The following is a 25498-nucleotide window of genomic DNA, read 5'->3' on the forward strand; positions in this document are numbered from 1 at the left end:
CCCCGCCGAGGGCGTAAGCCCGAGGACCTGGAGGGAGCGCCCCAGCGCCTGCGTATGGCGGAGTGGTTACTGATTCATGACTTGGAGAGAACGTTCCGACTGGACTCGAACTAGCGAGGCGAAGATTTTCCGAGCGCGCGAGGAAGTAAAACCCGTTACCCCCGCCGAGGGCGTAAGCCCGAGGGCCCGAAGGGAGCGCCCCAGCGCTCACGAAGGGTGGAGTGGTTACTGGTTCGAGCCAGAGTAACGTATATAGCAAGAACCCCGGAACTTCGTTCCGGGGTTCTTGCTATATCTGCTCCCCCGACTGGACTCGAACCAGTAACCCTTCGATTAACAGTCGAATGCTCTGCCAATTGAGCTACGGGGGATTATTTTGTTTTTGTTGTTTGGTTTCCCTTGCAACGAGTAATAACTATACCGGGGCTGTTTGGGCTCCGCAACTCGAAATAGCGTGAAGTGTATCACTCTTTAGATTGGGAGCTTGGGCTCCGGTTAACCCGCGCTACTCCCCCACCCCCCCCCCGGCTGTCTGCGGAACGTAAAACGTTGAGCAGACAGCCGGGGCTCTCACAAGGAACCGCACCTAGCCGCGCTGTGCGGCGAGCTGTCGGCGGCGCATTTCCAGTTCGAGAAGCTGACGCTGTACCGCTTCGAACTCTTCGTCGTCGGGGTTGGCGCTGAGCTGTTCCAGGCGCATCATCAGGTCGGATTTTTGGCGGGCGATTTGCTGTTCGAATAGGGCGTTGAGCGCACCAGTCACAAAACCGGGCAGACGCTCAGCGCTACTGACCGGTAGCGGTGAGACGGCGAGCTCTGCGATGGCGGGGTGTACGCCCTCCACAGCGCCGGAGCGCACGCAGTTAATCCATTCGATGCCGGGGGTGGGCGCCATGACGGTTGCCGCGTGAATAATGCCGGCGGCCACCTCGCGGTGGGTGCGGTAGCGGAACTGCACAGTGGCGAGGTTACGCCACTGTTCCACACTGATGAGCTCGGGGTGCTGCAGGGCAATCTCAAGTGCCGCCTTTTCGAGGCGGGCAACCGGGTCGCGCGGGTCGGGGGTGAGGAATTCCTCGACGGCGGGGGCGGTCACCTCCGGCTGGGGTGCGGCGGGCTGAATGCTACTCGGCGGGTGCGCGGCAGCGTTCTGCCCTGCGTAGGCGCTGGGTGCGGCGTGGTCTTCTGGTGGCGGTGCGTCGTAGGCGGGGTCGTAGGGCGCGTCAGCATGAACTGCGCCCTGAGCACCCGCGTAACCCGGCGCGCCCACGTAACCCTGAGCGCCCCCATAGCCCGGCGTGCCCGACACTCCCTGCGGCCCCTCATTCAGACGCTCGTAACGCGGCGCGGCGGCGGTAGCCTCCGCCTGCTGGGGGCGAGAAAGCTTCGGGTGGTTCTGCGCGTACGCCACGGCACGCTGAATCTCGTCCAGCTCCAGGCCGAGCTGGCCGGAGACCTTACGCATGTAGGCGGGGCGCAGGTCACGGTCCTTAATGCCGGCAATAATCGGGGCGATAGCGCGCATCGCCAGCACGCGGCCCTCCAGGGTCGCCAGGTCGTACTTGGCGAGGGTCGAATCAATCGCGAACTCGAAGAGCGGGCGGCGCGAAGCAATCAGCGAGCGCACGGCGGCGTCGCCCTTGTGCAGGCGCAGATCGCAGGGGTCCATGCCGTTCTCGGCTACCGCTACGAAGGTCTGCGCGACGAAGCGCTGATCCTCCTGGAAGGCTGCCATGGCGGCCTTCTGTCCTGCGGCGTCGCCGTCGAAGGTAAAGATGATTTCGCCGCCGGAGCCGTCGTCGGTAATCATGCGGCGCACCATCTTGATGTGGCCGGGACCGAACGCGGTGCCGCAGGTGGCTACGGCGGTGGTGATGCCGGCAAGGTGTGCCGCCATGACGTCCGTGTAGCCTTCCACGATGACGACCTGCTTGGTCTTGGTCATATCGCGTTTTGCCAGGTCAATGCCGTAGAGCACCTGGGATTTCTTGTACAGCTGCGTCTCGGGGGTGTTGAGGTATTTGGGGCCCTGATCGTCATCGAAGAGGCGGCGGGCACCGAAGCCGATGGTTTCTCCGGCGATGGTGCGAATCGGCCACATGATGCGGCCGCGGAAGCGGTCGTACAGGCCGCGGTTACCCTCCGAGAACATACCGGTCGCCTTCAGCTCCTCATCGGTGAAGCCCTGGGAACGAAGGTGCTTGAGCAGGTGGTCCCAGCCGCGCGGGGCGTAGCCGACACCGAACTTGCGGGTTGCGGCGGGGTCGAAACCGCGGGCGCCGAGGAAGCGCTGCGCCTCCTGAGCATCAGCGCTGTATAGGTTGCGTTCAAAGAACTCTGCGGCAATCTTGTGCGCATCGAGCAGGCGGCGGCGCATACCCGCCTCGTAGCGGGCGCCGGGCTTACCGCCCTCATAGTGCAGGGTGTAACCAATACGGGCGGCTAGACGCTCCACCGTCTCAACGAAGCTGGTGTGTTCCATCGCCATAACGAAGGAGTACACGTCACCGGATTCACCGCAGCCAAAACAGTGGTACGAACCGACCTGCGGGCGCACATTGAAGGAGGGCGTGCGCTCGTCGTGGAACGGGCACAGCCCCTTGAAGGTGCCTATACCGGCGCTTTTGAGGCTCACATAGCCTTCAATGATTTCGCGGATATCGGTACGGGCGCGGACTTCGTCAATGTCTTCTTTGCGGATCAATCCAGCCATAAACTCAATTCTACGGTGAGGGTCAACAGGTAGCCTCTGCATGCGTTGCAGGAGCGGCAACATAGCGCACGAACAGGCTCGTAAAAAGGATGCGCCGCGACGCGCAAACAGCACGCCGCGGCACACAAGTGTTTAGCCGCCGGAAATATCCAGCTCAGCCTCCACCAGGCCCAGACGCTCAGCGTCCCCCAGGATGCGCGAATCCAGCCAGCCGTCGGGCAGGTGCGGCTGCTTGGGGCTACCGGCGCGACCTCGCGAACCCTCCACGGCGGCACCAGGGTAACCAATCGAGTGGTCCAGCTGAGCAATCAGCTCACGGAACGTCGCCAGGTCGGGCACCTGAGCCATCTTCGCGCGCAGCTCACCGCCAACCGGGTAGCCCTTGAAGTACCACGCCACGTGCTTGCGGATCTCACGCAGGCCTCGAGTCTCATCGCCGAAGGTTTCCACCAGCAGTTCTGCGTGGCGGTAAATCATGTCCGATACCTCAGTCAGGGTCGGGCGGATACGCTCCGACGAACCCTCAAACGCATTCTGCAGGTCACCAAACAGCCACGGGCGACCCTGGCAGCCGCGACCAATCACGACGCCGTCCACGCCGGTCTGCTCAACCATGCGCACCGCATCCTCAGCGGAGAAAATATCGCCATTACCCAGGATCGGCACATCCGGAATCAGCTCGCGCAGCTGCGCAATCGAATCCCAGTCAGCCTTACCCGAATAATGCTGAGCTGCAGTACGACCGTGCAGAGCAATCGCCGCGACACCGGCATCGCGCGCAATCTTGGCGGATTCCAAGAACGTAATGTGGTCATCGTCGATGCCCTTACGCATCTTAATGGTCAGCGGAATATCGTTGCGGGACGCCTCCTTCACTGCGGTCTGCACAATCGCAGTGAACAGGTCAGTCTTCCAAGGCAGGGCGGCACCGCCACCGCGGCGAGTCACCTTAGGAGCCGGGCAGCCAAAGTTCAAGTCAATGTGGTCGGCACGGTCCTCTTCAACGACCATGCGCACAGCCTTACCGACGTTAACCGCGTCCACACCGTAAATCTGGATGGAGCGGATCTTCTCGTCCGGGTCATGCTCAATAATGCGCATGGACTCGGGCTTACGCTCCACGAGGGCGCGCGCAGTCACCATCTCGGTCACGTACAGGCCGCCACCGTATTCACTGCAGAGACGGCGGAAAGCCTTATTGGTCACGCCAGCCATCGGGGCGAGGACCACGGGGGTGTCAACGGTCAGTTTGCCCAGCTTCAGGGGCGGAAGAGTCAGACGGGGTGCTTCAGAATTCACCCCTATATTGTGGCATACGGGGGCAAATCGGGAACCGGACTCAGCTGAGGGGATACAGCGGGCACAGTACAGCGGCACGGCAGCCGCACGGAGGCGCAGCAGCACAACACAGCACAGGCTCAGCAACCGCAAGGAGGCGCAGGTACGCGAGAGGGGCGGAGGAGCATTCCACTCCCCCGCCCCTTCAGCAAGAGTCAGCCAGCAGGCTGGGTACCGAGAACCTACTCGGTCACGTAAATGTAGGTCGGATCACCCTCCACCGAGGCAGTGCCGGCACGCAGCAGCACGTCGGTCACCTGAACCAGCGCCTCCATGGCGTCGTCAACCTCAACCAGCACCGGGTACTTAGCGCTCAGCAGGGACAGCACCTGCATAATCGCCTCCACGGCACCCTCATTATCAAAGTCATAACCCAGCAGCAGCTCGGTGGCGGTCTTCTCATCCACCAGCGCCGCCTCCGGGTCAGTTTCGAAGGGGTGGTAGCTCACCGCAAACGCAACAATCGGGCCCTTCTTACCCTCTGCGGCCGCCTCACGAATATGGTCACGAAGCACCACGGCGCCAAAGGCACGCACCTCATCCGAGAGGAAGTAGCGGTTCACCGTGCCCAGACCCACCTCAGCGGGAACATCCCACTCATGGGCGCGGCGGTAGAACTCCCAGAGCGCGGCGGTCAGCTCAACCGAACCGGTCGCCAAATCCTCAATCGCCTGAGTCTCGTTACCGTCAGCATCCTCACGCAAAGACACCGGAGGAATCGCACCCGGCTCCACACGCACCATGCGGGAACGCTGAATCAGCTTCATACCGGCCGCCTGCGCGAACTCCTCACCATCGCTAAACGGTGCAAGCTTCACGCGCAGAGCAGTGGTCTGACCGTGCGCCGCCGCAATCTCACGCAACGCATCCAGCAGGGCGGTACCAATGCCCTGACGGCGGTGATCAGCAGCCACCTCAATGTAGGACCACAGGCGCGTCGGATGCAACAGCGAAACAACCACAGTACCCGCAGCCACCGGCACACCAGAAACAGTCACCACCAGGGTGCGGCTAAACGGCGCATCCGTATCCGGGCCGAAAAGGCCACGCTGGCGCTCCTCAACCTCATTGCGGGCAGAGTTCCAAATCTCAAGCAGGGCAAGGTCATCACCCTCCTGCCAAGGGCGAACCTCAAATTTTTCGCTGAGGCGTTCAGCCATATCCGTGCACCTTTCCTTCGCTCGCGTCAAACGTGCCAATCAGTCTAACCAGGGTAGCCCAAATACACGACGGCGGGTAGCCTCTTTCGCTCTAAGAGGCTACCCGCCGACCATGTTATAAATTATTTTTAGCCTGCCAGGCGTGCAGCCAGGTAAGACTTCACCTGATCCAGAGCCACACGCTCCTGGTTCATGGTGTCACGCTCGCGGATGGTCACAGCCTGATCCTCGAGAGTGTCAAAGTCCACGGTGATGCAGAACGGGGTACCAATCTCATCCTGGCGGCGGTAACGGCGGCCAATAGCGCCCGCCTCGTCGTAGTCCACGTTCCACAGGCCACGCAGCTCATTCGCCAGCTTAGTTGCCGGCTCAGACAGCTCAGCCTTCTTCGACAGCGGCAGAACAGCAGCCTTCACCGGTGCCAGGCGCGGGTCGAGCTTCAGCACGACGCGCTTATCCACGCCACCCTTAGTGTTCGGTGCCTCATCCTCGACGTATGCGTCAACAAGGAACGCCATCATGGAGCGGGTCAGACCGAAGGACGGCTCAATCACGTACGGCACGTAACGCTCACCGGTAGCCTGGTCGAAGTACTCAAGCTTCGCGTTGGAGTGCTCATTGTGCACGCCCAGGTCGTAGTCGGTACGGTTCGCAACACCCATCAGCTCACCCCACTCGGAACCCTGGAAACCGAAGCGGTACTCAACGTCAATAGTGCCAGCCGAGTAGTGTGCACGCTCCTCCTGAGGAACGTCGAAGCGGCGCATGTTATCCGGGTTAATGCCCAGGTCAACGAACCAGTTCCAGCAGTCCTCAACCCACTCGTTGAAGTACTTATCAGCGTCATCCGGGTGCACGAAGTACTCGATTTCCATCTGCTCGAACTCACGAGTACGGAAAATGAAGTTACCGGGAGTGATCTCGTTACGGAACGACTTACCAATCTGGCCAATACCGAACGGCGGGCGCTTACGAGAAGCAGTGACCACATTGTTGAAGTTCACGAAAATACCCTGAGCGGTCTCCGGGCGCAGGAAGTGCAGACCCTCCTCATTATCAACCGGACCCAGGTAGGTCTTCATCAGACCGGAGAAGTTCTGCGGCTCAGTCCACTCGCCACGAGTACCACAGTTCGGGCAAGCAATTTCATCCATGCCCTCAGCCGGGCGGCCCTTCTTCGCCTCAAAGTTCTCCAGCAGGTGATCCTGACGCAGACGCTTGTGGCAGGACAGGCACTCAACCAGCGGGTCGGTGAAGGTCGCCACGTGACCGGATGCCTCCCACACCGCACGAGGCAGAATAACAGAGGAGTCCAGGCCAACCATGTCCGCACGGGAGCGGACGAAACGCTGCCACCACTGCTGACGGATGTTTTCCTTCAGCTCTGCACCGAGGGGGCCGTAGTCCCATGCGGAGCGGGAACCGCCGTAAATTTCACCGGCCTGGAAAACAAAGCCGCGGCGCTTCGCGAGCGCAATAACGTTATCGAGGGTGGACTTTTCAGCCATAGTTACTCCTTCTGCCCCGCCACCGGCTGTGACGTGCGTGAGTTCGGGTTCATAAGGGACGCGACCCAGAACGGGGCGCCCGTATTCGCGCTCATCGGCGCAATATGCACACTTTTTGATGCAAGACACTAGGGTACCATCACCACCCCACCCCTGGGTATGCCTACCCGACCCACCACTCCCCCATTTTTACCGGACGCCAGGATGCACCCGGCGGGATAAACTAGGAAGCATGGAAGAAATTTTTATTCGCGACGACATGATCCGCCTCGGCCAGTTCCTCAAGCTCGCCAACCTCGTAGAGGACGGCGCGCAGGCACGCGAGGTCATTCAGCACGGCCTGGTAAAGGTCAACGGCGACATTGAGGAAGCACGCGGCAAGCAGCTGCACCCCGGCGACACCGTCACCCTCAACGGTGTGACCGTGAAGGTTGCGCACGAGGACTAGCCTAACCTCTTATTCCATTTGAGATAGGGCGTCAGGATGAGGGACGGTGTTCGTCCTCGTTCCTTTCCCTACCCCCTACCGGAGGCGGGGCGCGCCGCATATTTCCTCCGCGCCTACGCAGGGGCACCCGTCACCCGGACGCTCCGCCACTCCTCGCTTCGCAACGGAGAGCGTCCGGGCTGACACCCTGAGGGCGCATCCGGAAAACACGGCCGCACCCGCACAGTACCCCAGCGCGGAAAGGCGGTATCGTCCGAACGTGACATCAGGGTGCCCGAAGCGAAGCGAGGGCGGGTTCCCTGTAGGAACGAGGACGATAACCGCCTTTCCAAGTGGAACTGCACAGAACCGAGCGGAAGCAGAACTACACGTAAGGCCCCCGAGTCATGATGACTCGGGGGCCTTCCCTATAGCCGTTTTAGGCGTCAGAGCCTTCCACGGTGCCGGTCGCCTCCGCAACTTTCTGCGCACGAATACGCGGCTCCTTACCCTGCACCTTCACCTCCAGGAACTCGCCCACATGGCGAATCTCCATGGCGCTCACGCCGTGACCCGCACCGGCGTACAGAACCTTAATGCCGTCAGTGTATTTGCGGATCCAGTCGTAGGTGTAGTTCACCATCTCCTGCGGGATGACGGGGTCTTCCTGGTCGCGGCCGAAGAACACCGGCAGCTCGGTCTTCTTCAGCTCCTCATCCTTGAAATAGGGCGAGTCGGAGTCCACGGCGTAGCCGGACAGGCCCACCACGGCGGCGAACTCGCCGGGAGCGTGACGCACCATCGAGGTTGCGATACCCATGCCCTGCGAGAAGCCCAGCAGGGTCACCGAGGCGTACGGGGTGCGGTTCGCGCGTACCCACTCCAGCACGTAGTCGCTGGCCTGCTCGATGGCGCGCTGATCGGATTCGAGCTGCTGGTTTAGCGGGTACCACTGGTAGCCGATAGCGTCCGCAGCGATGTAGGCGCCGGTCGAGTCCGCGGAGAACTGGCTGCCAACCGGCTGCGGTGCACGCATGGAGGCGTAGGTGAAACCCTCCTGCGGAAGGTGCGCCGCCAGGGACAGCAGGTCGTGCTCCTGGGAGCCGTAGCCGTGCAGCATGAGCACCAGGTGGGTGCCTACACGTTCGTTCTCGGGGCGGGTGTATTCGACGACGTATTTGTTTTCGCTCATGCACCCATCTTAGCGAGGACTCCTCCACAAACCTGCACCGCAGGTTCCGCCGCTAGCTTGACCCTCACCTAACGTGAGGTTTTAGAGTGAAACCATGGACGCGAACAGAACACCGCCTGACGGGCAACACGAATACACCGTAGGAGAAGCGGCATCATTGCACGGGCTAACAGTGCGCACGCTTCACCATTGGGAGCAGCGGGGCTTACTCAACCCGGCACATGATGAGTTCAACGGGTACCGGTACTACACCGATACAGACCTTGAACGAATCACCGTCATCATGGGATACCGCGCCACCGGCATGAGTCTTGACGCTATTCACAAAATACTGCAGGACGAAGCGAACAGCACCGAGCATCTGCTCGCTCAGCGGGATATGCTTCAACGCAAAATCGCCGCGTACGGGCGCATGCTTGAAACCATCGAACACCTTTTGGAGGACGCTATGGCACCTAAGAATGAGCAGCTCAGCGCTGCCGAAAAAGCAGAGATTATGGGTGAGGGGTTCAGCCTCGCCCACCAGCAGGAAGCGCAGGAACGTTACGTGAAAACTGACGACTGGGCTGAATACCAGCGCCGAACTGCAACGATGAACCGTGCCGACTGGCAGAACGGCAAACAGCAGGTTGACGAGGTAGAGCAGGCCCTCGTCGAGGCATTCAACCGCGGCGTGCAGCCGGGCAGCGAGGAGGCGAACGCGCTCGCCGAGCGGCACCGCGCCTCTCTGTTCTTTTTTGAGGTCACCCCCGCCAAGCACGCTATTCTAGCCCGCGGCTACGTTGAGGATGCCCGCTTCAAGGCTCACTACGAGAAGCTCGCGACCGGGCTTGCAGAATGGTTGCGGGATGTCATCTACGAGAATGCTCGTGCACACGGTGTCGACCCTGATGAAGCCGCCTGGGGTTAAATCTTTGGCTGAAAATACCCAGTAGCTAGGGGTGAGTAGCTGAGTGTGAAAGCTGAGCACAGAAAAACGCCCGGTATTCCCAACGTTGGGAATACCGGGCGTCGGCGTGCATACCTGCATGAAAATTAGACGGCTATCTAGCGGGTGCCATCGAGGTGACGGCGGTGCTCCTGAATACGGCGATCCAGGTGCTCAAGGTTCTGCTGCAACCCCACAATCTCATCCTCAATCTTCTGACGGGCACGCTCCATCACATCAATAGATAGAGCGTGGTCGTCCGGATTGCTCAAAATCGTGCGAATATCGGCAAGACTCATTCCGGCCTGACGGCAGGTAGCAATAAACCGTGCCGAGGAGATGGACTCCTCGTCAAAAACGCGAGTTCCGTGAGCATCACGGGGCACAGCAATGAGCCCCTCTTTTTCGTAATAGCGCAGGGCGTGGGTGCTCACCCCCAACTGCTCCGCTACCTCTTGAATACTTACCACAGCTTTAATGCTATGGGGTTAGAGCGGGTCTAAAGCAAACCGAGAACCCTTACTCTCCAGTGCAACAGGAGGCTACTTCCGCGGTATCTCGCGGAGACCTTCTAAAACACCTCAAAAACCGGAAAATATTCCCTGACTTGGCACGATACCCGTCAGGCGGGCACAAAGAAACGCCGGGCACTCGCGCTATGCGAGTACCCGGCGTCCTATAACCCAACCGTCAAGGTGAACGTTAATTCTCAACGGAGGGAAGGACAGTTGAGAATACCCAGCCATTCCCTCACAATCCCACACCCACTGTTTGGATAAAACAACATTCAACAGGATGCGTGAAACGCCTTCGGGTGCCGGTCGAGTTAGCGATTAACAGCGCCGTACAGACGAGTCATCGATTCCAAAGCTTCACGTTCACGCTGCGCCTCACTCGGGGCGGCGGATTCATCTTCAACGCCGAGGGCGCGCGCCAGAATCTTCTCCACCTGCTTCGCCTCAATCAGGAAGCCATCATGGCCGTGGTTCGACTCGATAATGTCCACGGTAACCGGGGTGGGCAGCGCCTCCGCCAGGCGGTGCGACTCGTGCGGGAAGAACAGACGGTCCGTATTCACCGCCGCAATCGTCCACTCGCAATCGGTGTGAGCCAGCGCCTGCGCCAGGGTGCCGCGGCCACGAGCCACATCATGCGAAATCAGTGCCTCGTTGACTGCCAGGTAGCTGTTCGCGTCAAAACGCTCAACCAGCTTGGCGCCGTGGTGGTCCAGGTAGCTTTCGATAGCGTAGCGGCCACGCGGCTCACCCAGGGAGCCACCCACGGTGCTTTCGCCGCGGTTTTCCTCGCGACCGAAGCGGTGCTCCAGCTCGGCGGGGCTACGGTAGGTGGTGTGCGCAATACGGCGCGCCAGGGCAAGACCCGCAGTCGGCGCGGGACCGTTGTAGTAGTCGCCACCGGCGAAGTTTGCGTCCGAACGAATTGCAATGTTCTGGGTGTGAGCCCAGGAAATCTGCTCGGCAGTAGCCGAAGGGCCGGAGGCGATGACCGCGCATCCGCGCACCAGCTCAGGGTTGGTTGCCGCCCATTCCAGGGAACGAGCGCCGCCGAGGGAACCACCAATCACGTAGCGGAAGCTGGTCACACCCAGTGCACGAGCCAGGTGCGCCTCCGCACGTACGGAGTCGCGGATACTGACCTGCGGGAAGCGGGAACCCCAATGCTCACCGGCACCCGGGTAGCCTTCGGGAATGATGCTTGCCGGGCCGGTGGAACCGTAGCAGCCGCCCAGAATATTGGGGGCAATCACGAAGTAGCGGTTGGTGTCCACGACCGAGCCGGGGCCAACGATGCCTTCCCACCAGCCGTCCGATTCGATAGCGCGAATCAGCGGGGCGGGCATATCCGGGGTGGGTACGCCACGGGAGACGTGCGTGTCGCCGGTGAGCGCGTGCAGAATCAGGATGGCGTTGTCGCCAGCCTCGTTGAGGGTGCCCCAGGTTTCGTAGCCGATGGTGACCTGCGGCAGGGTTACGCCGGATTCGAGCTCCAGGTCGCCGATGTTCAGCTGACGCAGGTAGCCTTGCGCTTCGGGGTGCTCGCGCTGGGTGCCCGCCACGGGGATGGGTGCGGTGACAGGCTGGTTGATAGTTCCGGATTGTTTGGAGCTGGACAGCGTGGTGCCGGACTGGCTAGTGCTCTGGGTGGTCATGGGGTCCCTTCACTGGGTTGGCCGGCGAGGTGGTGCCGGGTGTGAGCGGGGTACTCGTCTGTGGGTAGAAGAAGCAACAGGTTGGGCGGCAGCAACGCCGCTCAGTCACAAAAAGCTCCGTAACGGGGAATCCGCAGGTGGACCGAAAAACCGTAGCTTTCGGGTCCACCTGCGGGTTGCATCACCGTTTAGGAGAGGGTGTCGAAGCCCAGCTGCAGGTCGGCGAGAATATCGTCGATGTTCTCAATACCGACTGCCAGGCGCACAAAGTTCGGGTACACGCCAATCTTCTCCAGTTCCTCGGCGGAAAGCTGGGAGTGGGTGGTGGAGGCGGGGTGAATCACGAGCGAGCGCACGTCACCGATGTTCGCCACGTTGGAGTGCAGCTTCAGCGCGTCCACGAAGTCGCGGGTCTGCTCCAGGGTTGCACCCTTGAGGGTGAAGCCGAGCACCGCGCCGGGGCCCTTGGGCAGGTACTTCTGTGCACGCTCGTACCAGGGGGAGGATTCCACGCCAGCCCAGATAACCTTGTCAACCTGCGGGTTTGCTTCGAGCCAGTGGGCGACCTTGGTGGCGTTCTCAATGTGGCGTTCGATACGCAGGGAGAGGGTCTCCAGACCGATGCCGATGTTGAAGGCGTTGGTCGGGGAGATTGCGGCGCCGGTGTCACGCAGCAGGGAGACGCGTGCCTTCAGGATGTAGGAGAGGTTCGCACCGAATGCGGAGTCCTTACCCAGGTCGCGTGCGTAGACCAGGCCGTGGTAGCCGGGTGCGGGCTGGTTGAACTTGGGGAACTTCTCGGGGTCTGCACCGTAGTCGAAGTTACCGGAGTCAACAATCACACCGCCGATGGAGGTGCCGTGGCCGCCCAGGTACTTGGTGGCGGAGTGGACGACCACGTCCGCGCCGTGCTCGATGGGGCGCAGCAGGTAGGGGGTGGGCACGGTGTTGTCCACGATCAGGGGTACGCCGTTTTCGTGCGCAATTGCGGCAATGGGCTCAATGTCGAGCACGTCGTTGCGGGGGTTGGGCACGGACTCGCCGTAGAAGAGCTTGGTGTTGGGGCGGACTGCGGCGCGCCATGCATCCAGGTCGTCCGGGTCCTCAACGAAGGTGGTTTCGATACCGAGGTCGGCGAGGGTGTACTTGAGCAGGTTGTAGGTGCCGCCGTACACGGAGGGCGATGCGACCACGTGGTCGCCGGCGCCGGCAATGTTCAGGATTGCGTAGGTGATAGCTGCCTGACCGGATGCCAGCAGCAGCGCACCAACGCCGCCTTCCAGGGAAGCGATGCGGTTTTCGATAGCTTCCTGGGTGGGGTTGTTGAGGCGAGTGTAGATGGGGCCCAGCTCGGCGAGGGCGAAACGGTTCGCTGCCTGCTCGGCGCTGTCAAAGACGAAGGAAGTGGTCTGGTAGATGGGTAGTGCCCGAGCTCCCGTTGCGGCATCCGGCGCCTGACCTGCGTGAATCTGGCGGGTTTCGAACTTCCAACCTGCGGGGTTGGCGGGAGTCGGGACGGTAGTGTTGTTGCTCATGCGTGGCTCCTAATGGGGATTCTTAGGGGGCCGCATGCCGACGGTACAGGAATCGTCGTCGAATAATCCTGTCACGATTGATGTACCGTTTTCGGTCACATCGGTCCCGCGCTTGCGTCACGCTTGTGCGTGCCGCCTGGTCTTCACCCAGGGCACCCCACCGCGGAGGAGGGTTGCCGGCCAGCTAGCTGGGGCTTGTCGCTGGCGCTCTTGACCTGTATTCAGGGTGTCACAGGGCACGGGGCGGGGTCAAGGGTTTTGTGGGTAGACGGCACTTTAAGACATTTCATTGCAAAGATGACGTTTTTTAACGTCCGTAACAAAAAACCGCCTGCAACAAAACGTTGGTGACAATGCCGGGTGGGGCAGCCGGGTTTGGAGGACCCCCTTCCACATACAGTAACCCCCATCACTTTTATCCGCGCTTTTCGGTACACTGAGACTACAACACTGACTACATATACATTCGCGCAGGGCGCGGCTCACTACGCCGTTTATCCTGCTCAGCATCCCTCCGGTACAGGGGCCAGAGGGTCATACCCGAAGGTTACCTACCATGTCTCTTGTTCTTGATGCGGCGCAGCTCAGCCGCGTCTTTGGCAAAGGTGAAAACGCTTTTACCGCCGTCGACCGGGTGTCGCTTCGCGTTAGCTCCGGCGAGATTCACGCTCTCCTAGGCCCCAATGGTGCGGGCAAAACGACGACCGTGCAGATGTGCTCAACCCTGCTCACTCCTACCGGTGGTAGCCTCACCGTGAATGGCGTTGATGCCATCGCTCACCCGCAGCGGGCACGCCGTCACGTGGGTCTCGCACTCGGCGGGGATAGCGGCTTCTACCCGCGCGCCAGCGCCCGCGACAACCTGCTCTTCTTCGCCGATGTTGCGGGGGTTTCCGGGCGGAGCCGGCGGCGCGAGGTGGACCACGCCCTAGCCCGCGTGGAACTCACCGATGCGGCGGCGCGACCCTTTCAGGAGTTTTCCCGCGGCATGAAGCAGCGGTTGCACATCGCTCGCGCGCTGCTCGGCTCCCCCGCCCTGCTCCTGCTGGACGAGCCGACCAACGGGCTCGACCCCGATATCGCCCTGACCGTGCGAACCCTCATCCGCTCCCTCGCGGAGGACGGCGCCGCCGTTCTGCTGACGAGTCACCTACTGGGCGAAATCGAGGACCTGGCGCATACCATCACCGTTTTGGGCGCCGGTTCCGTTGCGGTGAGCGGCAGTCTCGAGGACGTTGCCGCACACGCCGGTATTGCCGCCACGACTGTGGTTCAGGTGGATCCCACCGCCACCGAGGGTCTTGATACACTACGCGGATTCCTCCACGATAAGGCGGCGGTACTTTTTGCCCCGCGTGGTTCCGGCTGGGAACTGACCCTCTACTGGCACGGCGAGCGCGCCACGTTCGAGGCGGGCGAGGCGCACCGCATCCTGGCGGAGGGGCTCGCCGCCGCGAACATCGGGGCACGAACCGAGCCGTACACGCGCCCGGCAACCCTGGAAGAGGCATACCTGGCGATGGCGGAGGGGCTCAAGCGATGAGTACTCAGACGCGACGCTCGGAAGAGTCCCAAACCCGGGGCCAGCAGTACGACCTGAGGCAGGAGTGCGCCCGCCAGCTGCGGCTCATGGGATTTAGCCTGCGACAGTTCCTGACGGTCCCGTACTTTATTCAGCTGCTCATCAGCACGGTGCTCGGGTCGGTTATCCTTCAAGCGCTCGCCGTGCACGCGGCGGCCCAGAGCTCCGCGGGTCACTCCGTTGACCCAACTCTCGCGTGGACCCGCGCGGGCATTGTGGGCATGTGGTCGGTCTGCGTCGTGTCGGCGGGCATCATTAATTTTGAGCGTTTCCGTGGGACCCTCGTGTACCTGTGTTCGGGGTCGATTTCTCCGGTGCGGGTGTTGGCGGCTATCGTTTCGAGCGCCTCCATTGTGGGCCTGGCGGCTTTGCCTCTATCGTGGGCGGTTTGGGCTCTCGTAACGCTAAACCCGCAGGTCACGGACTTTTCTGCCCTCTGGCCGCGCTACGTTCTGGGCGTTCCCCTGCTGTGGCTTGCCTGCTTGTCGGTCACGTTCATGATTGCGGTGTTCTTCGTGGCAACGCCGAACGCTATCGCCTATGAGGAGCTTCTGCTCGTGCCGGTGTTTATTCTTTCCGGGGTTCTTTTCACGACCGTTGAGGCGCCTGCCTGGCTGGATGCCGCGGGCGTGCTCATTCCCCTGCAGGCGCCGGTTCACCTGCTACTTGGGCGTACCGCCATCACTACCCCGGCGGATGCGCTCCTACCCGTGGCACAGACTCTGGCTGTGAGCTTCATCTGGGCGTTGTGCGCCTTCCTCTTTGCTCGGAAGGCTCTCGCCTCCGCCCATCGTCGCGGCACTCTGGGGGCGATGTAGCGTGCGTGTTCTCTCTACTGATTCTCTGCCCGGCGTGGTGCGTCGGGCGCTGTCTACCGCCTCTATTGGCTGGTCATCTTCTATTACCTTCGCAACCCTCGGAACGGCCATCACGACCCTGGTTCTCGTACCCGGTCTTAACGTGCTTTTCACGGTGCTTTTGGGCGCCGACCTCGCCGCGAACGATACAGTACGCATCGGCTGCGCGTCTGCTCTGATTGCCACCCTCAGCTCCGTGGCAGCCGGTATTGTCGCGCGCGTTGCCACCGACCGGTGGATTGGCGTCTTCGAGTACGTGTGTACGGCTCGCCCGGTGGATGCTGGCTACTGGCTCGGTGCGGCGGCGGTACCCGCGTTGCTGGCATCCGTGACGGGTCTGAGCAATGTGGGCATCGTGTGGTTACTGTCCCTCACGGCACCCTCTACCGGGGCGGCTTCGGGGCTTCTGATTGGAGCCATTGCGCTGATGCCGGTTGCGGTTCTGGGCGGGGTCTGCCTGGGCATTTTTGCCGCCGGGCTCGGTCTGTACCTGTCGGATCCGTACACGGGGTCGAATTTTCTGTCGATTATTCTGCCGGTGAGCGCGGGCGTGATTGTGCCGGTGAGCACCTACCCCGGCTGGCTTGCGTGGGTGTGTTCGTGGGTCCCCGGGTCCCGGCTGGTGCAGGCGCTGGATATTTCGGCTTTGGAGACACCCGGCAGCGTTTCGGGCGGCGCCACCCAGGAGCTCTTTGCGTCCCTGGAGGCAGACACCGCCCTGGCGGTACTCTACGCCGCAATCGGATTGGGGCTTACCTTCCTTGCCACCCGCCGTATCCGTGCCGGTGCCCGCGCCTCGCTGCTATAAGTGTTGAAACCCAAGAAAAGATAAAAAGAACAAACCGTTTACTCACCCGCTACCCGGGCGCCGCGACCAAGAAAGACTATTCCTGTGACCGTTACTCCCGCTTCATACACCTTAGAGACTTTAGGGTTCGACCCCTCCTGGCAGGGCGCGGCAATTCGCGCCGCGTTCACCCTCGACGGTACTCTCGAGGATTTCACCCTCGCCCGCGTCAGCGCCGTGCACCGCACCCGCTGCGAGCTACTGACCTGCGAGCGGGGCGAGCTCGTGAAGCTCTCCGCTCCCCTGCGTCCGGTCGAAAACGACTACGGCGAAGAGGAATACCCCGTCGTGGGTGACTGGGTGCTCGCCCAGCCCATCCCCGGAACCGGCGGTGAAACCCACCCCGCAGAGCATAAGCCCCTCGCGATTCTGCCCCGGCGAAGCTACCTCACCCGCCCCAGCGCCACCCGAGAATCCGCGGATCAGCCTGTCGCCGCCAACGTGGATATGCTCTGCATCGTTGAGCCCTGCTTCCCCGAGCCGTCCATCGGGCGAATCGAACGCTACACCGCCCTCGCGCACGCATCCGGGGTGCAGGTCGCGCTGATTCTCACCAAGGGTGACCTGGTGACGGCCGAACAGCTCGCCGGCTACGAGGAATCCCTCGCGGGCGGCGTGGATGCGGTGCTCACCGTCTGCACGGATAACGGCTACGACCCCGCACCGGTCGCGGAACTCGTTGCCGGACGTACCGCCGCGTTCCTGGGCCGTAGCGGCGCCGGAAAATCCACTCTGGTCAACGCCCTGCTCAACCCCGGAGTTGACCCCCGCGAGGATAGCCAAGAATATCAGGTGCAGGTCACCTCCACGGTCCGAGATGCTGACGGCAAGGGGCGCCACACCACCACCAGCCGCCAGATGATTGTTTTACCCGGTGCTGGATACTTCGGTGCTGGAGAATCCGGCGCAGAAGGCTCCGGCACAGAATCCTCAGCTGGCACAGTGCTGATTGACACCCCGGGCGTGCGAGCCCTCGCCGCCACGAGCGATAGCGCTGCCATTGACGAAACCTTCGACGACGTCTCCAGCTACGCCTCCTCCTGCCGGTACAGCGACTGCTCCCACGGCTCCGAACCCGGATGCGCGGTGCAGCAGGCGCTCGCCGACGGTTCCCTCGACCCCGAGCGCTTCGAACGCTACCGCAGGATGATGGCGGAATCCGCGCGCCTGCGCCTGCGTTCTCAGGAGCGCGAGTACCGGCAGAGTAACCGCGCCTTCACGAAGGCGAACAAGGCGGGCCGCCGCACGCTCATGTCCATTAAGGGACGCGCCAACTAGCCGATAAACGCGCACGCCCCGGCGAGGCTACCGCGGGGCTTCCACAGGCTGAGCCGGGCAGCCCCGCACATGCCGCAATATAGTAGCCTGCCTCACTCTTCGATACACTAGAACTAGGCGTGCCCACACTCCCCCGCGCATCCTCCCCGCCACCCGGCGGCGCAGGAACGCGGGCGCAGACGGCACACACCATTCACAAACCCATAACTCAATGAAAGAGGTGGCAGCATGGCTGAACAGAACCTCACCCCGCCCGTACCGAAGAAGGTCGAGCACCGCCGCGAACACCACGGCGACGTCTTCATCGACCCCTACGAATGGCTCCGCGACAAGGAAAGCGAAGAGGTCCTCAACTACCTCAAGGCAGAAGCCGAATACACCGAAGCTGTCACCGCAGACCAGCAGCCCCTCCGCGAATCCATCTTCAACGAAATCAAGGACCGCACCCTGCTGTCGGATCTGACCGTCCCGAACCGTATCGGTGACTGGTGGTACTACAGCCGTATGGTGCCCGGTGGCCAGTACCCCGTCTTCTACCGCTACCCAGCCCTGCACGAAGGCGATGAGGTGGTTCGCTACACCCCGCCGACCGTCACCCCCGGCGAAGTACTAGAGGGTGAAGTCGTCATTCTCGACTGCAACGAATACGCAAAGGACATGGAGTTCTTCTCCCTCGGCAGCTTCCAGCCTGCACGTAACGGCAAGCTGCTGAGCATCTCCGTGGACGAGAAGGGCGACGAACGCTACGAGCAGCGCTTCCTCAACATGGAAACCGGCACCTTCCTCGAAGACACCATCCCCAACATTGCGGCGGGCTCCTTCTTCATCAACCACGCCGAACAGCTCATCTACCTCGTGCCCGACGAGTCGTGGCGCCCCTGGCGTGTCTACGTGCACGACGTCGGGCAGGGCACCGAAGACCACCTGATCTACGAGGAACCGGACAACACCATGTGGCTCGGCGCCGCCATGAGCTCCGACCGTTCCTCCGTAGTCATCACCAGCTCCAACTCCGAGTACACGGAAGTGCGCCTCATCCCCACCCGCGAACCCAAGGGCGAGCCGACCCTGCTCATCCCCAAGAGCGCGGGCATCGAATACTATGCCGAGCCGCTCAACATTGCCGGCGAGCAGCACCTGCTGATTCAGCACGACTACAATGCGTTGAACTCCGAGCTGGTCCTCGCAGATATGCCGCGCGAGGGCGAAAGCCTCGAAGAGTACGCGCAGCGTTGGGTGCCGGTCATCCGCCACAGCGAACACGTGCGCCTGGAGGGCTTCACCTTCACCGCAACGCACCTGGTTGTTACCGCCCGCGCGGACACGACCACCCGCATCTTCCTTGCACCGCGTGAGCAGCTGCCCATCCAGTGGCGCCGCCGCCGCCCCGCCGGTGTGACCTTCATGGAACCTGCCGGCTTCGACGAGGAACTGTACACCGCCTCCGTGCTGCGTGCGGAGAACTACTCCCCCGTGCTGCGTATCGCCTACACCTCGTACCTGACGCCGCGCCGCGTCTACGACTACTTCCCCATGTCGCAGACCCTGCTGCTGCGCCGTGAAACCCCGGTACTCGGCGGCTACAACCGTGAGGACTACCGCGCATACCGCGACTGGGCACCGGCGGCGGACGGCACGCTCATCCCGATCTCGGTGATTCACCGCGCCGACCTGGACATGAGCAAGCCGCACCCGGTCATCCAGTACGGTTACGGCTCGTACGAGTCATCCATGGACCCGATGTTCTCCATCCCGATGCTGTCGATCCTGGACCGCGGCGTCATCTACGTCATTGCGCATATTCGCGGCGGCGGCGAGATGGGCCGCTCCTGGTACCAGAACGGCAAGAAGCTCGCGAAGAAGAACACCTTCACCGACTTCGTGGACGTCACCAGCTACATTGCGGCTAAGCCGTGGGCTGATGAGGCGCGTATCGGCTGCTACGGCGGTAGCGCCGGCGGCCTGCTCATGGGCGCCGTCGTGAACCTCGCCCCCGAAAAGTACGCCGCCTGCCTGGCTGCCGTACCGTTCGTGGATGCGCTGACCACCATCCTCGACCCGGAGCTGCCGCTGTCGGCGATGGAGTGGGAAGAGTGGGGCAACCCGATTGAGGACCCGGAAGTGTACGCCTACATGAAGTCGTACACCCCGTACGAGAACATCCGCCCGGTCCGCTACCCGGCAATTGCTGCGGTGACGAGCCTGCACGATACGCGCGTGCTCTACGTGGAGCCTGCGAAGTGGGTTGCGGCGCTGCGTGAGCAGATTGACCCGTCCTCGCCGGTGCCGCTGCTGAAGATTGATATGTCGGGCGGTCACGGTGGTGGTTCGGGCCGGTATACGCGTTGGCGCGAGATGGCGTGGGATTACGCGTTCCTGATGAGCAACCTCGGCGTTACTGAGTAGGCTATAACCAAGCAAGCCACGCGTTAAAAAGAACGCTCCGTCTGTATCTAAGTGATACGGACGGAGCGTTCTTCGTTTAAATACGTTGCGTTACTGGAGGGACAGTGTTCGTCCTCATTTCTCCCCTCACTAAGCAGGGGCGGGGCGCCGCATATTTCCTCCGCACCTACGCAGGGGCACCCGTCACCCGGACGCTCCGCCATCTCCTCGCTGCGCTGCGGAGAGCGTCCGTGTGACACCCTGAGGGCGCATCCGGAAAACGCGGCCGCACCCGCACAGTACCCCAGCGAGGAAAGGCGGGATCGTCCGAACGTGACATCAGGGTGCCCGAAGCGAAGCGAGGGCGGGTTCCCTGTAGGAACGAGGACGATAACCGCCTTTCCGTGCGGAATCCAAGCGGAACCGTGCATCCCGCGCAGAACCTGGAATGGGACAAGAGAGCACGAAAGAGGCGCCGCCTCCCACCTCGGGAGACAGCACCTCTTTCATTAGAGCCGGGTCAGCAGAAAAGCTTAGCCTTCCACGCCGCACTCAGCCAGGATCAGCTCACGCACGCGGGCAGCGTCAGCCTGACCGCGGGTAGCCTTCATAACCTGACCGACGATAGCGCCAGCAGCCTGAACCTTACCGGCACGGATCTTGTCGGCAACGTCGGGCATTGCTGCCAGGGCTTCCTGAACGGCTGCGGTGAGCGCGCCGTCGTCAGAGACCACGGCGAGGCCGCGTGCCTCAACGATTTCGGCGGGGGTGCCTTCACCGGCGAGGACGAACTCGAGCACCTGGCGGGCGATCTTGTCGTTGATCTTGCCTTCGGAGATGAGCGCTTCGAGGGCGACCACGGTTGCGGGCTCCACGCCGAGGGCGGTGAGCTCAACTTCAGCCTGCTTTGCGCGGCGGGCAATCTCGCCCATCCACCACTTGCGGGCTGCTGCTGCGGTTGCGCCTGCGGCGACGGTCTCTTCGATGACGTCGAGTGCGCCGGCGTTGACTACGTCGCGGAACTCTTCGTCGGAGTAGCCCCATTCGCCCTTGAGGCGGCGGCGGCGCTCTGCCGGGGGTTCGGGCAGTTCGGCGCGCAGACGCTCAATCCATTCGCTGTTGGTGACGACCGGTACGAGGTCCGGTTCGGGGAAGTAACGGTAGTCGTCAGCGTCGGACTTGGGGCGGCCCGAGGAGGTTTCGCGGGTGTCTTCGTGCCAGTGGCGGGTCTCCTGGGTGACCTTTTCGCCGCGTTCGAGGATCGCTGCGTGGCGGCGAATCTCGTAGCGGACGGCGCGCTCGACGGAACGGAGGGAGTTCACGTTCTTGGTTTCGGAGCGGGTGCCGAACTTCTCTGCGCCCTTGGGCATGAGGGAGACGTTGGCGTCGCAGCGGACGTTACCGCGTTCCATACGGGCGTCGGAGATGCCGAGGGAGCGTACGATGTCGCGGATTGCGGCAACGTAGGCGCGTGCCAGTTCGGGTGCGCGCTCGCCGGCGCCGACGATGGGTCGGGTGACGATCTCGATCAGGGGCACGCCTGCGCGGTTGTAGTCGACCAGGGAGGAGGTTGCGCCCTGGATTCGGCCGTCTGCGCCGCCGACGTGGGTGAGCTTGCCGGCGTCTTCTTCCATGTGGGCGCGCTCAATTTCGACGGTGAAGATGGTGCCGTCTTCGAGCTCGACGTCCAGGGAGCCGTTTTCCGCGATGGGGCCGCCAGCCTGGGAGGTCTGGAAGTTCTTCGGGGAGTCCGGGTAGAAGTAGTTCTTGCGGGCGAAGTAGGACTTGTCTGCAATGTCGCAGCCCAGTGCCAGGCCGAGCTTGATGGCGGACTCAACGGCGGTCTTGTTCACCATGGGCAGCGCGCCGGGCAGGCCGAGCGATACGGGGGTGATGTTGGTGTTCGGAGTATCGCCGAACTCGTTGGGTGCGGAGTCGAACATCTTGGTCTTGGTGTTCAGTTCGACGTGCACCTCGAAGCCGAGGACCGGGTCGTACTTTTCGATGGCTTCTTCGAAGCTGAGGACTTCTTCACTCATTACTTGGTTCCCCCAAAGTCAAAGTCGCGGATCAGAGTTTCGGTGTCGGGCAGGCTCTTGTAGAGCGGTGCGCCCCATTTTGCGGTGAGCAGTTCTTCCAGTGCTGCGCCGACGCGGTAGAGGCGTGCGTCTTCGCGTGCGGGTGCGGTGAACTGGATGCCGACGGGCAGGTTGTTCTCTTCGGAGAGGCCGCCGGGCAGGGAGAGCGCCGGGACGCCTGCCAGGTTGACGGGCACGGTGGCGACGTCGCCCAGGTACATGGCCATGGGGTCGCCTTCGGTCTTCTCGCCGAGCTTGAACGCGGTGGAGGGTGCGGTCGGGGAGATCAGCACGTCGCACTTTTCGAAGGCGGCGGCGTAGTCGCGCTGGATGAGGGTGCGCACGCGCAGTGCGGCGCCGTAGTAGGCGTCGTAGTTACCTGCGGACAGTGCGTAGGTGCCGAGGATGATACGGCGCTTCACCTCGTGGCCGAAGCCGGCGGCGCGGGTGGCGGCCATGACGCGTTCGATGGTGACGGGGCCGTCCTCGGGCACGACGCGCAGGCCGTAGCGGACGCCGTCGTAGCGTGCCAGGTTGGAGGACACCTCGGAGGACATGATCATGTAGTAGGCGCTGATGGCTTCGGTGACGGAGGGCAGGGAGACCTCGATGATCTCTGCGCCTGCGGCACTCAGCTCTTCAACGGATTCGCGGAAGCGTGCGAGGACGCCTGCTTCGAAGCCTTCGCCGTTGCCGCCGCCGAGTTCCTTGATGACGCCGATGCGCAGGCCGGACAGGTCGCCCTTGCGTGCGGCTTCTGCGCCTGCCTTGGCTTCTTCAACGAAGTTGCCGGGCTCATCGGGCAGGGAGGTTGCGTCGAGCGGGTCGTGGCCTGCGATTGCTTCGTGGAGCAGTGCGGTGTCCAGGACGGTGCGTGCGACGGGGCCTACCTGGTCGAGGGAGGATGCCATGGCGATGACGCCGTAGCGGGAGACGGAGCCGTAGGTGGGCTTGACGCCGACGCTACCGGTCAGTGCTGCGGGCTGGCGGATGGAGCCGCCGGTGTCGGTGCCGAGTGCCAGGGGTGCCTGGAAGGCGGTGACGGCTGCTGCGGAGCCGCCGCCGGAGCCGCCGGGTGCGCGGTCGAGTGCCCAGGGGTTGCGGACTACACCGAATGCGGAGTGCTCATTGGAGGAGCCCATTGCGAATTCGTCGAGGTTGGTCTTGCCGAGGATGGGCATGCGTGCTTCGCGGACCTTGCGGGTGACGGTGCCGTCGTAGGGGCTCATCCAGCCTTCGAGCATGCGCGATGCTGCGGTGGTGGGCTGGCCCTTGGTGACGATGAGGTCCTTGACGGCGATGGGTACGCCTGCGAGCGGGGGCAGTTCCTTGCCTGCTGCGCGGTCTGCGTCCACTGCGGCTGCGGTGGCGAGTGCTTCTTCAGCGTTGATGTGCAGGAAGGCGTTGAGGCCGCTCTTACCGTCTGCTCGGTTGTCGCTTAGGGGTGCGCCGTCGGTGGCTGCGATGCGGTCCAGGTGTGCCTGGGTGAGCTCGACGGAGGTGATTTCGCCGGATGCGAGCTTTTCTGCTGCTTCTGCGGCGGTGAGCTGGATCAGTTCGTTCACTTGGTTGTTCTCCTCTTAGTCTTCGTCGAGGATTGCCGGCACGCGGAACTTGCCGTCCTGTGCGTCGGGGGCGCCGGAGAGCGCCTCTTCCTGGGTGAGGGTGGTGACGGGTACGTCTTCGCGGAAGACGTTCTCGAGGGGGATGGGGTGGCTGGTCGCGGGGATGTCGGCAGTTGCTTTCTGCGACATGGTCTCAACGGATGCGACGATGACGTCCAGCTCAGACGCCATCGCGGTGAGTTCTTCATCGGTCATCTCAATGAGTGCCAGCGATGCCAGGTGCTTTACCTGTTCAAAGGTGATGGCAGACATGGTTCTCCCGTAGTTTGTTTTCTTGTCTCTTCTCTAGTGTAGTGGAGGTTGCGTTTTCCGTCTCATTGGGGGTTGGAGGGTTTACCTGCTGGTTTGCGTGGTCAGGCGGTGTTCTCCTCCCCTGTTTTCGGGTTAAATGCTCAACGCCCCGCTCCTCGTGTGAGGTGCGGGGCGTTGGGCTACAACGTGTCCACGTTACGCTTGGGGGTTAATCCTTAGGCGGGGATGGTCAGAACCTGGCCGGGGAAGATCAGGTCAACGTTGTAGATGATGTCGGTGTTCGCAGCTGCGATTGCCTGGTAGCCGCCTGCAACGCCGAGCTTTGCAGCGATCAGCGAGAGGGAGTCACCGGGAACCACGGTGTAGGTGCCTGCTGCAGCCTTGGGAGCTGCTGCTACGGGAGCCTCAACTGCCGGTGCCGCTGCGGGAGCTGCGGGAGCCTCAACTGCGGGTGCAGCGGGTGCTACCGGTGCAGCGGGAGCTGCGGGTGCCTCAACTGCTGCGGGTGCAGCCTGAGCTGCAGGAGCTGCGGGTGCAGCCTGTGCCGCGGGAGCGGTGTAGGTCTGCTGGGTCTGCGACTGTGCAGCCACGGTGGTGGTGGGCTCGGTGTAGGTGGGAGCTGCGCCGGTCTTGCCGTAGAGGCCAAGCTTAGCGGAGCATGCGGGCCATGCGCCCCAGCCCTGGATAGCGAGCAGACGCTCGCCAGCCTCGATCTGCTGTGCACGGGTAGCGGTCGCGGGGGAGCCGGACATGCCGACGCCGTTCCAGGACTGCTGGGTGAACTGCAGACCGCCGTAGAAGCCGTTACCGGTGTTGATGGACCAGTTGCCACCGGACTCGCACTGTGCCAGTGCGTCCCAGGTAGCACCGTCTACTGCGTTTGCAGCGGGCATCGACATGGTAGCTGCTACAGCGCCACCGATGGCGAGAGCTGCTGCGGTACGACGAATGGAAGTGTTCTTCATAATGCTCCTTGGGGCCGTCCCCGCTCGTTCCGTCCCCGGAACTCTAGCGCGCCGCCGCTCACCCTTTGATAACGAAGTAGGTTACTCATATTCTGGCTCTACCATGTGAGCGGCTCTCCACCGATTTCATGTCACCGTGAGCGATTCTGCACTTATGTGCGGAATCCGGGTGGCACTTCCTCGATGGGGACGTGCGGTAGAACCGGGCATCGTTTCAAGCATTCCAAGCTTGAAACCACACAGGTGATTCTCTTGCGAGAATCCATCTGGTCTCAAAGATAGCCGAGGTTTTTTATGATTCCAACCTGATTTCAAGTTCACAGTGAACGTCCCGGGTTCTCCCAGGGTTCTTTCAGGTTAAAAGTGCAGGAAACATTAATCAAGACCTAGAACCCCGCGTATCTTAAGGGTTTCACCCCGGAATTTCGGGGTTTTCTAGGGACTTAACCCCGAGTGCACTCCCCCACTGAGCTTTCCGATTCGGGGTGAATGAGCACCACCTTTAAGGGTTTTGAACGGCGTGTAAATATTTTTTAAATATTTCTTCGCTTTGGGAGTGTTTTAAGGCGCTTCCACCTTAAAAGCTGTGGTAATTACAAATGCCAAAAATTGGCATTCAGGCTCTGGAGCACGCACTCCAGAGCCTGAATGCTCTATA

At 62.2% G+C, this 25498-nt stretch carries 19 protein-coding genes, 1 tRNA gene, 1 pseudogene and 1 riboswitch; of the genes and pseudogenes, 8 read left to right on the forward strand and 13 right to left on the reverse strand.

The window, feature by feature from the left end; translation table 11 throughout:
- Window positions 1-298: 298 nt before the first annotated feature.
- The 5 genes from HMPREF2980_RS08270 to HMPREF2980_RS08290 form a co-directional block, all read right to left on the reverse strand.
- A tRNA-Asn gene (locus tag HMPREF2980_RS08270) sits at window positions 299-371 on the reverse strand.
- A 215-nt stretch (window positions 372-586) separates the two neighbouring features.
- Window positions 587-2713 carry a DNA primase gene (gene dnaG / locus HMPREF2980_RS08275; protein ID WP_070691338.1) on the reverse strand — a complete coding sequence of 709 codons (2127 nt, stop codon included), beginning with the start codon at window positions 2711-2713 and terminating at the stop codon, window positions 587-589.
- A 132-nt stretch (window positions 2714-2845) separates the two neighbouring features.
- Window positions 2846-4012 carry a tRNA dihydrouridine synthase DusB gene (dusB, locus tag HMPREF2980_RS08280; RefSeq protein ID WP_049341672.1) on the reverse strand — a complete coding sequence of 389 codons (1167 nt, stop codon included), beginning with the start codon at window positions 4010-4012 and terminating at the stop codon, window positions 2846-2848.
- 221 nt (window positions 4013-4233) lie between these two features.
- The gene (locus HMPREF2980_RS08285) at window positions 4234-5211 is read right to left on the reverse strand and encodes a GNAT family N-acetyltransferase (RefSeq protein WP_049353282.1); all 978 of its coding nucleotides are present in this window, start codon (window positions 5209-5211) and stop codon (window positions 4234-4236) included.
- Between the two features lie 128 nt (window positions 5212-5339).
- Window positions 5340-6719, reverse strand: a complete 1380-nt coding sequence (locus HMPREF2980_RS08290) for a glycine--tRNA ligase (RefSeq protein ID WP_044150674.1) — start codon at window positions 6717-6719, stop codon at window positions 5340-5342.
- A 232-nt stretch (window positions 6720-6951) separates the two neighbouring features.
- Between HMPREF2980_RS08290 and HMPREF2980_RS08295 the strand changes: the two genes are divergently transcribed.
- The gene (locus tag HMPREF2980_RS08295; RefSeq protein WP_005507051.1) at window positions 6952-7167 is read left to right on the forward strand and encodes an RNA-binding S4 domain-containing protein; all 216 of its coding nucleotides are present in this window, start codon (window positions 6952-6954) and stop codon (window positions 7165-7167) included.
- A gap of 418 nt (window positions 7168-7585) precedes the next feature.
- Here the strand turns inward: HMPREF2980_RS08295 and HMPREF2980_RS08300 are convergent, their stop codons facing one another.
- Window positions 7586-8338 (reverse strand): alpha/beta hydrolase, encoded by a 753-nt coding sequence (locus HMPREF2980_RS08300; protein WP_070691340.1) that lies wholly within the window; start codon window positions 8336-8338, stop codon window positions 7586-7588.
- Between the two features lie 94 nt (window positions 8339-8432).
- Here HMPREF2980_RS08300 and HMPREF2980_RS09655 point away from each other — a divergent pair.
- Both HMPREF2980_RS09655 and HMPREF2980_RS09660 read left to right on the forward strand, forming a co-directional pair.
- Window positions 8433-8714, forward strand: a pseudogene (locus HMPREF2980_RS09655) (MerR family transcriptional regulator); the annotation flags it as partial.
- Between the two features lie 72 nt (window positions 8715-8786).
- Window positions 8787-9248 carry a TipAS antibiotic-recognition domain-containing protein gene (locus tag HMPREF2980_RS09660; RefSeq protein ID WP_246823716.1) on the forward strand — a complete coding sequence of 154 codons (462 nt, stop codon included), beginning with the start codon at window positions 8787-8789 and terminating at the stop codon, window positions 9246-9248.
- Window positions 9249-9385: 137 nt separating this feature from the next.
- On the opposite strand, the gene HMPREF2980_RS08310 is transcribed toward HMPREF2980_RS09660, so the two are convergent.
- The 3 genes from HMPREF2980_RS08310 to HMPREF2980_RS08320 all read right to left on the reverse strand — a co-directional run bounded on the left by HMPREF2980_RS08310 (window position 9386) and on the right by HMPREF2980_RS08320 (window position 12971).
- Window positions 9386-9736, reverse strand: a complete 351-nt coding sequence (locus tag HMPREF2980_RS08310; RefSeq protein WP_070507770.1) for a MerR family transcriptional regulator — start codon at window positions 9734-9736, stop codon at window positions 9386-9388.
- A 356-nt stretch (window positions 9737-10092) separates the two neighbouring features.
- Window positions 10093-11436: a homoserine O-acetyltransferase MetX gene (locus HMPREF2980_RS08315; protein ID WP_210399299.1), complete on the reverse strand. Its 1344-nt coding sequence runs from the start codon at window positions 11434-11436 to the stop codon at window positions 10093-10095.
- 188 nt (window positions 11437-11624) lie between these two features.
- Window positions 11625-12971: a bifunctional o-acetylhomoserine/o-acetylserine sulfhydrylase gene (locus HMPREF2980_RS08320; RefSeq protein WP_070643958.1), complete on the reverse strand. Its 1347-nt coding sequence runs from the start codon at window positions 12969-12971 to the stop codon at window positions 11625-11627.
- Window positions 12972-13074: 103 nt separating this feature from the next.
- Window positions 13075-13187, reverse strand: a riboswitch (SAM riboswitch).
- Between the two features lie 340 nt (window positions 13188-13527).
- On the opposite strand from HMPREF2980_RS08320, the gene HMPREF2980_RS08325 reads away from it, so the two are divergent.
- The 5 genes from HMPREF2980_RS08325 (at window position 13528) to HMPREF2980_RS08345 (ending at window position 19941) form a co-directional block, all read left to right on the forward strand.
- Window positions 13528-14514 carry an ABC transporter ATP-binding protein gene (locus HMPREF2980_RS08325; RefSeq protein ID WP_070691345.1) on the forward strand — a complete coding sequence of 329 codons (987 nt, stop codon included), beginning with the start codon at window positions 13528-13530 and terminating at the stop codon, window positions 14512-14514.
- Window positions 14511-15371 carry an ABC transporter permease gene (locus HMPREF2980_RS08330; protein ID WP_070604765.1) on the forward strand — a complete coding sequence of 287 codons (861 nt, stop codon included), beginning with the start codon at window positions 14511-14513 and terminating at the stop codon, window positions 15369-15371. Before HMPREF2980_RS08325 ends, HMPREF2980_RS08330 begins: the two co-directional genes overlap by 4 nt.
- 1 nt (window position 15372) lies before the next feature.
- Entirely contained in the window at window positions 15373-16218 is an 846-nt protein-coding gene (locus HMPREF2980_RS08335; protein WP_070691347.1) for an ABC transporter, read from the forward strand.
- A gap of 84 nt (window positions 16219-16302) precedes the next feature.
- Complete coding sequence (rsgA, locus tag HMPREF2980_RS08340; protein ID WP_070691349.1) at window positions 16303-17535, forward strand: ribosome small subunit-dependent GTPase A; 1233 nt, start codon at window positions 16303-16305, stop codon at window positions 17533-17535.
- Between the two features lie 228 nt (window positions 17536-17763).
- On the forward strand, window positions 17764-19941 hold the full coding sequence (locus HMPREF2980_RS08345) for a S9 family peptidase (RefSeq protein ID WP_070691352.1): 2178 nt from the start codon (window positions 17764-17766) through the stop codon (window positions 19939-19941).
- 512 nt (window positions 19942-20453) lie between these two features.
- On the opposite strand, the gene gatB is transcribed toward HMPREF2980_RS08345, so the two are convergent.
- From gatB to HMPREF2980_RS08365, 4 genes are all read right to left on the reverse strand, one after another.
- Window positions 20454-21959 (reverse strand): Asp-tRNA(Asn)/Glu-tRNA(Gln) amidotransferase subunit GatB, encoded by a 1506-nt coding sequence (gene gatB / locus HMPREF2980_RS08350; RefSeq protein WP_070667176.1) that lies wholly within the window; start codon window positions 21957-21959, stop codon window positions 20454-20456.
- Window positions 21959-23563, reverse strand: a complete 1605-nt coding sequence (gene gatA, locus HMPREF2980_RS08355; RefSeq protein ID WP_070691355.1) for an Asp-tRNA(Asn)/Glu-tRNA(Gln) amidotransferase subunit GatA — start codon at window positions 23561-23563, stop codon at window positions 21959-21961. Before gatA ends, gatB begins: the two co-directional genes overlap by 1 nt.
- A gap of 15 nt (window positions 23564-23578) precedes the next feature.
- Window positions 23579-23875 carry an Asp-tRNA(Asn)/Glu-tRNA(Gln) amidotransferase subunit GatC gene (gene gatC / locus HMPREF2980_RS08360; protein ID WP_005507016.1) on the reverse strand — a complete coding sequence of 99 codons (297 nt, stop codon included), beginning with the start codon at window positions 23873-23875 and terminating at the stop codon, window positions 23579-23581.
- Between the two features lie 215 nt (window positions 23876-24090).
- On the reverse strand, window positions 24091-24840 hold the full coding sequence (locus HMPREF2980_RS08365; protein WP_070686401.1) for a transglycosylase family protein: 750 nt from the start codon (window positions 24838-24840) through the stop codon (window positions 24091-24093).
- Window positions 24841-25498: the final 658 nt, after the last annotated feature.

Origin of the sequence: Rothia sp. HMSC076D04 (genome assembly GCF_001814645.1) — a bacterium.
Classification (GTDB): Bacteria; Actinomycetota; Actinomycetes; order Actinomycetales; family Micrococcaceae; genus Rothia; species Rothia mucilaginosa.

Bases quoted from the DNA above. Each gene is read 5' to 3' on its own strand.
- dnaG (WP_070691338.1), bottom strand. From the start codon at position 2,713: ATGGCTGGATTGATCCGCAAAGAAGACATTGACGAAGTCCGCGCCCGT.
- HMPREF2980_RS08285 (WP_049353282.1), bottom strand. From the start codon at position 5,211: ATGGCTGAACGCCTCAGCGAAAAATTTGAGGTTCGCCCTTGGCAGGAG.
- HMPREF2980_RS08290 (WP_044150674.1), bottom strand. From the start codon at position 6,719: ATGGCTGAAAAGTCCACCCTCGATAACGTTATTGCGCTCGCGAAGCGC.
- HMPREF2980_RS08295 (WP_005507051.1), top strand. From the start codon at position 6,952: ATGGAAGAAATTTTTATTCGCGACGACATGATCCGCCTCGGCCAGTTC.
- HMPREF2980_RS08300 (WP_070691340.1), bottom strand. From the start codon at position 8,338: ATGAGCGAAAACAAATACGTCGTCGAATACACCCGCCCCGAGAACGAA.
- HMPREF2980_RS09660 (WP_246823716.1), top strand. From the start codon at position 8,787: ATGGCACCTAAGAATGAGCAGCTCAGCGCTGCCGAAAAAGCAGAGATT.
- HMPREF2980_RS08315 (WP_210399299.1), bottom strand. From the start codon at position 11,436: ATGACCACCCAGAGCACTAGCCAGTCCGGCACCACGCTGTCCAGCTCC.
- HMPREF2980_RS08320 (WP_070643958.1), bottom strand. From the start codon at position 12,971: ATGAGCAACAACACTACCGTCCCGACTCCCGCCAACCCCGCAGGTTGG.
- HMPREF2980_RS08325 (WP_070691345.1), top strand. From the start codon at position 13,528: ATGTCTCTTGTTCTTGATGCGGCGCAGCTCAGCCGCGTCTTTGGCAAA.
- HMPREF2980_RS08330 (WP_070604765.1), top strand. From the start codon at position 14,511: ATGAGTACTCAGACGCGACGCTCGGAAGAGTCCCAAACCCGGGGCCAG.
- HMPREF2980_RS08345 (WP_070691352.1), top strand. From the start codon at position 17,764: ATGGCTGAACAGAACCTCACCCCGCCCGTACCGAAGAAGGTCGAGCAC.
- gatB (WP_070667176.1), bottom strand. From the start codon at position 21,959: ATGAGTGAAGAAGTCCTCAGCTTCGAAGAAGCCATCGAAAAGTACGAC.
- gatC (WP_005507016.1), bottom strand. From the start codon at position 23,875: ATGTCTGCCATCACCTTTGAACAGGTAAAGCACCTGGCATCGCTGGCA.
- HMPREF2980_RS08365 (WP_070686401.1), bottom strand. From the start codon at position 24,840: ATGAAGAACACTTCCATTCGTCGTACCGCAGCAGCTCTCGCCATCGGT.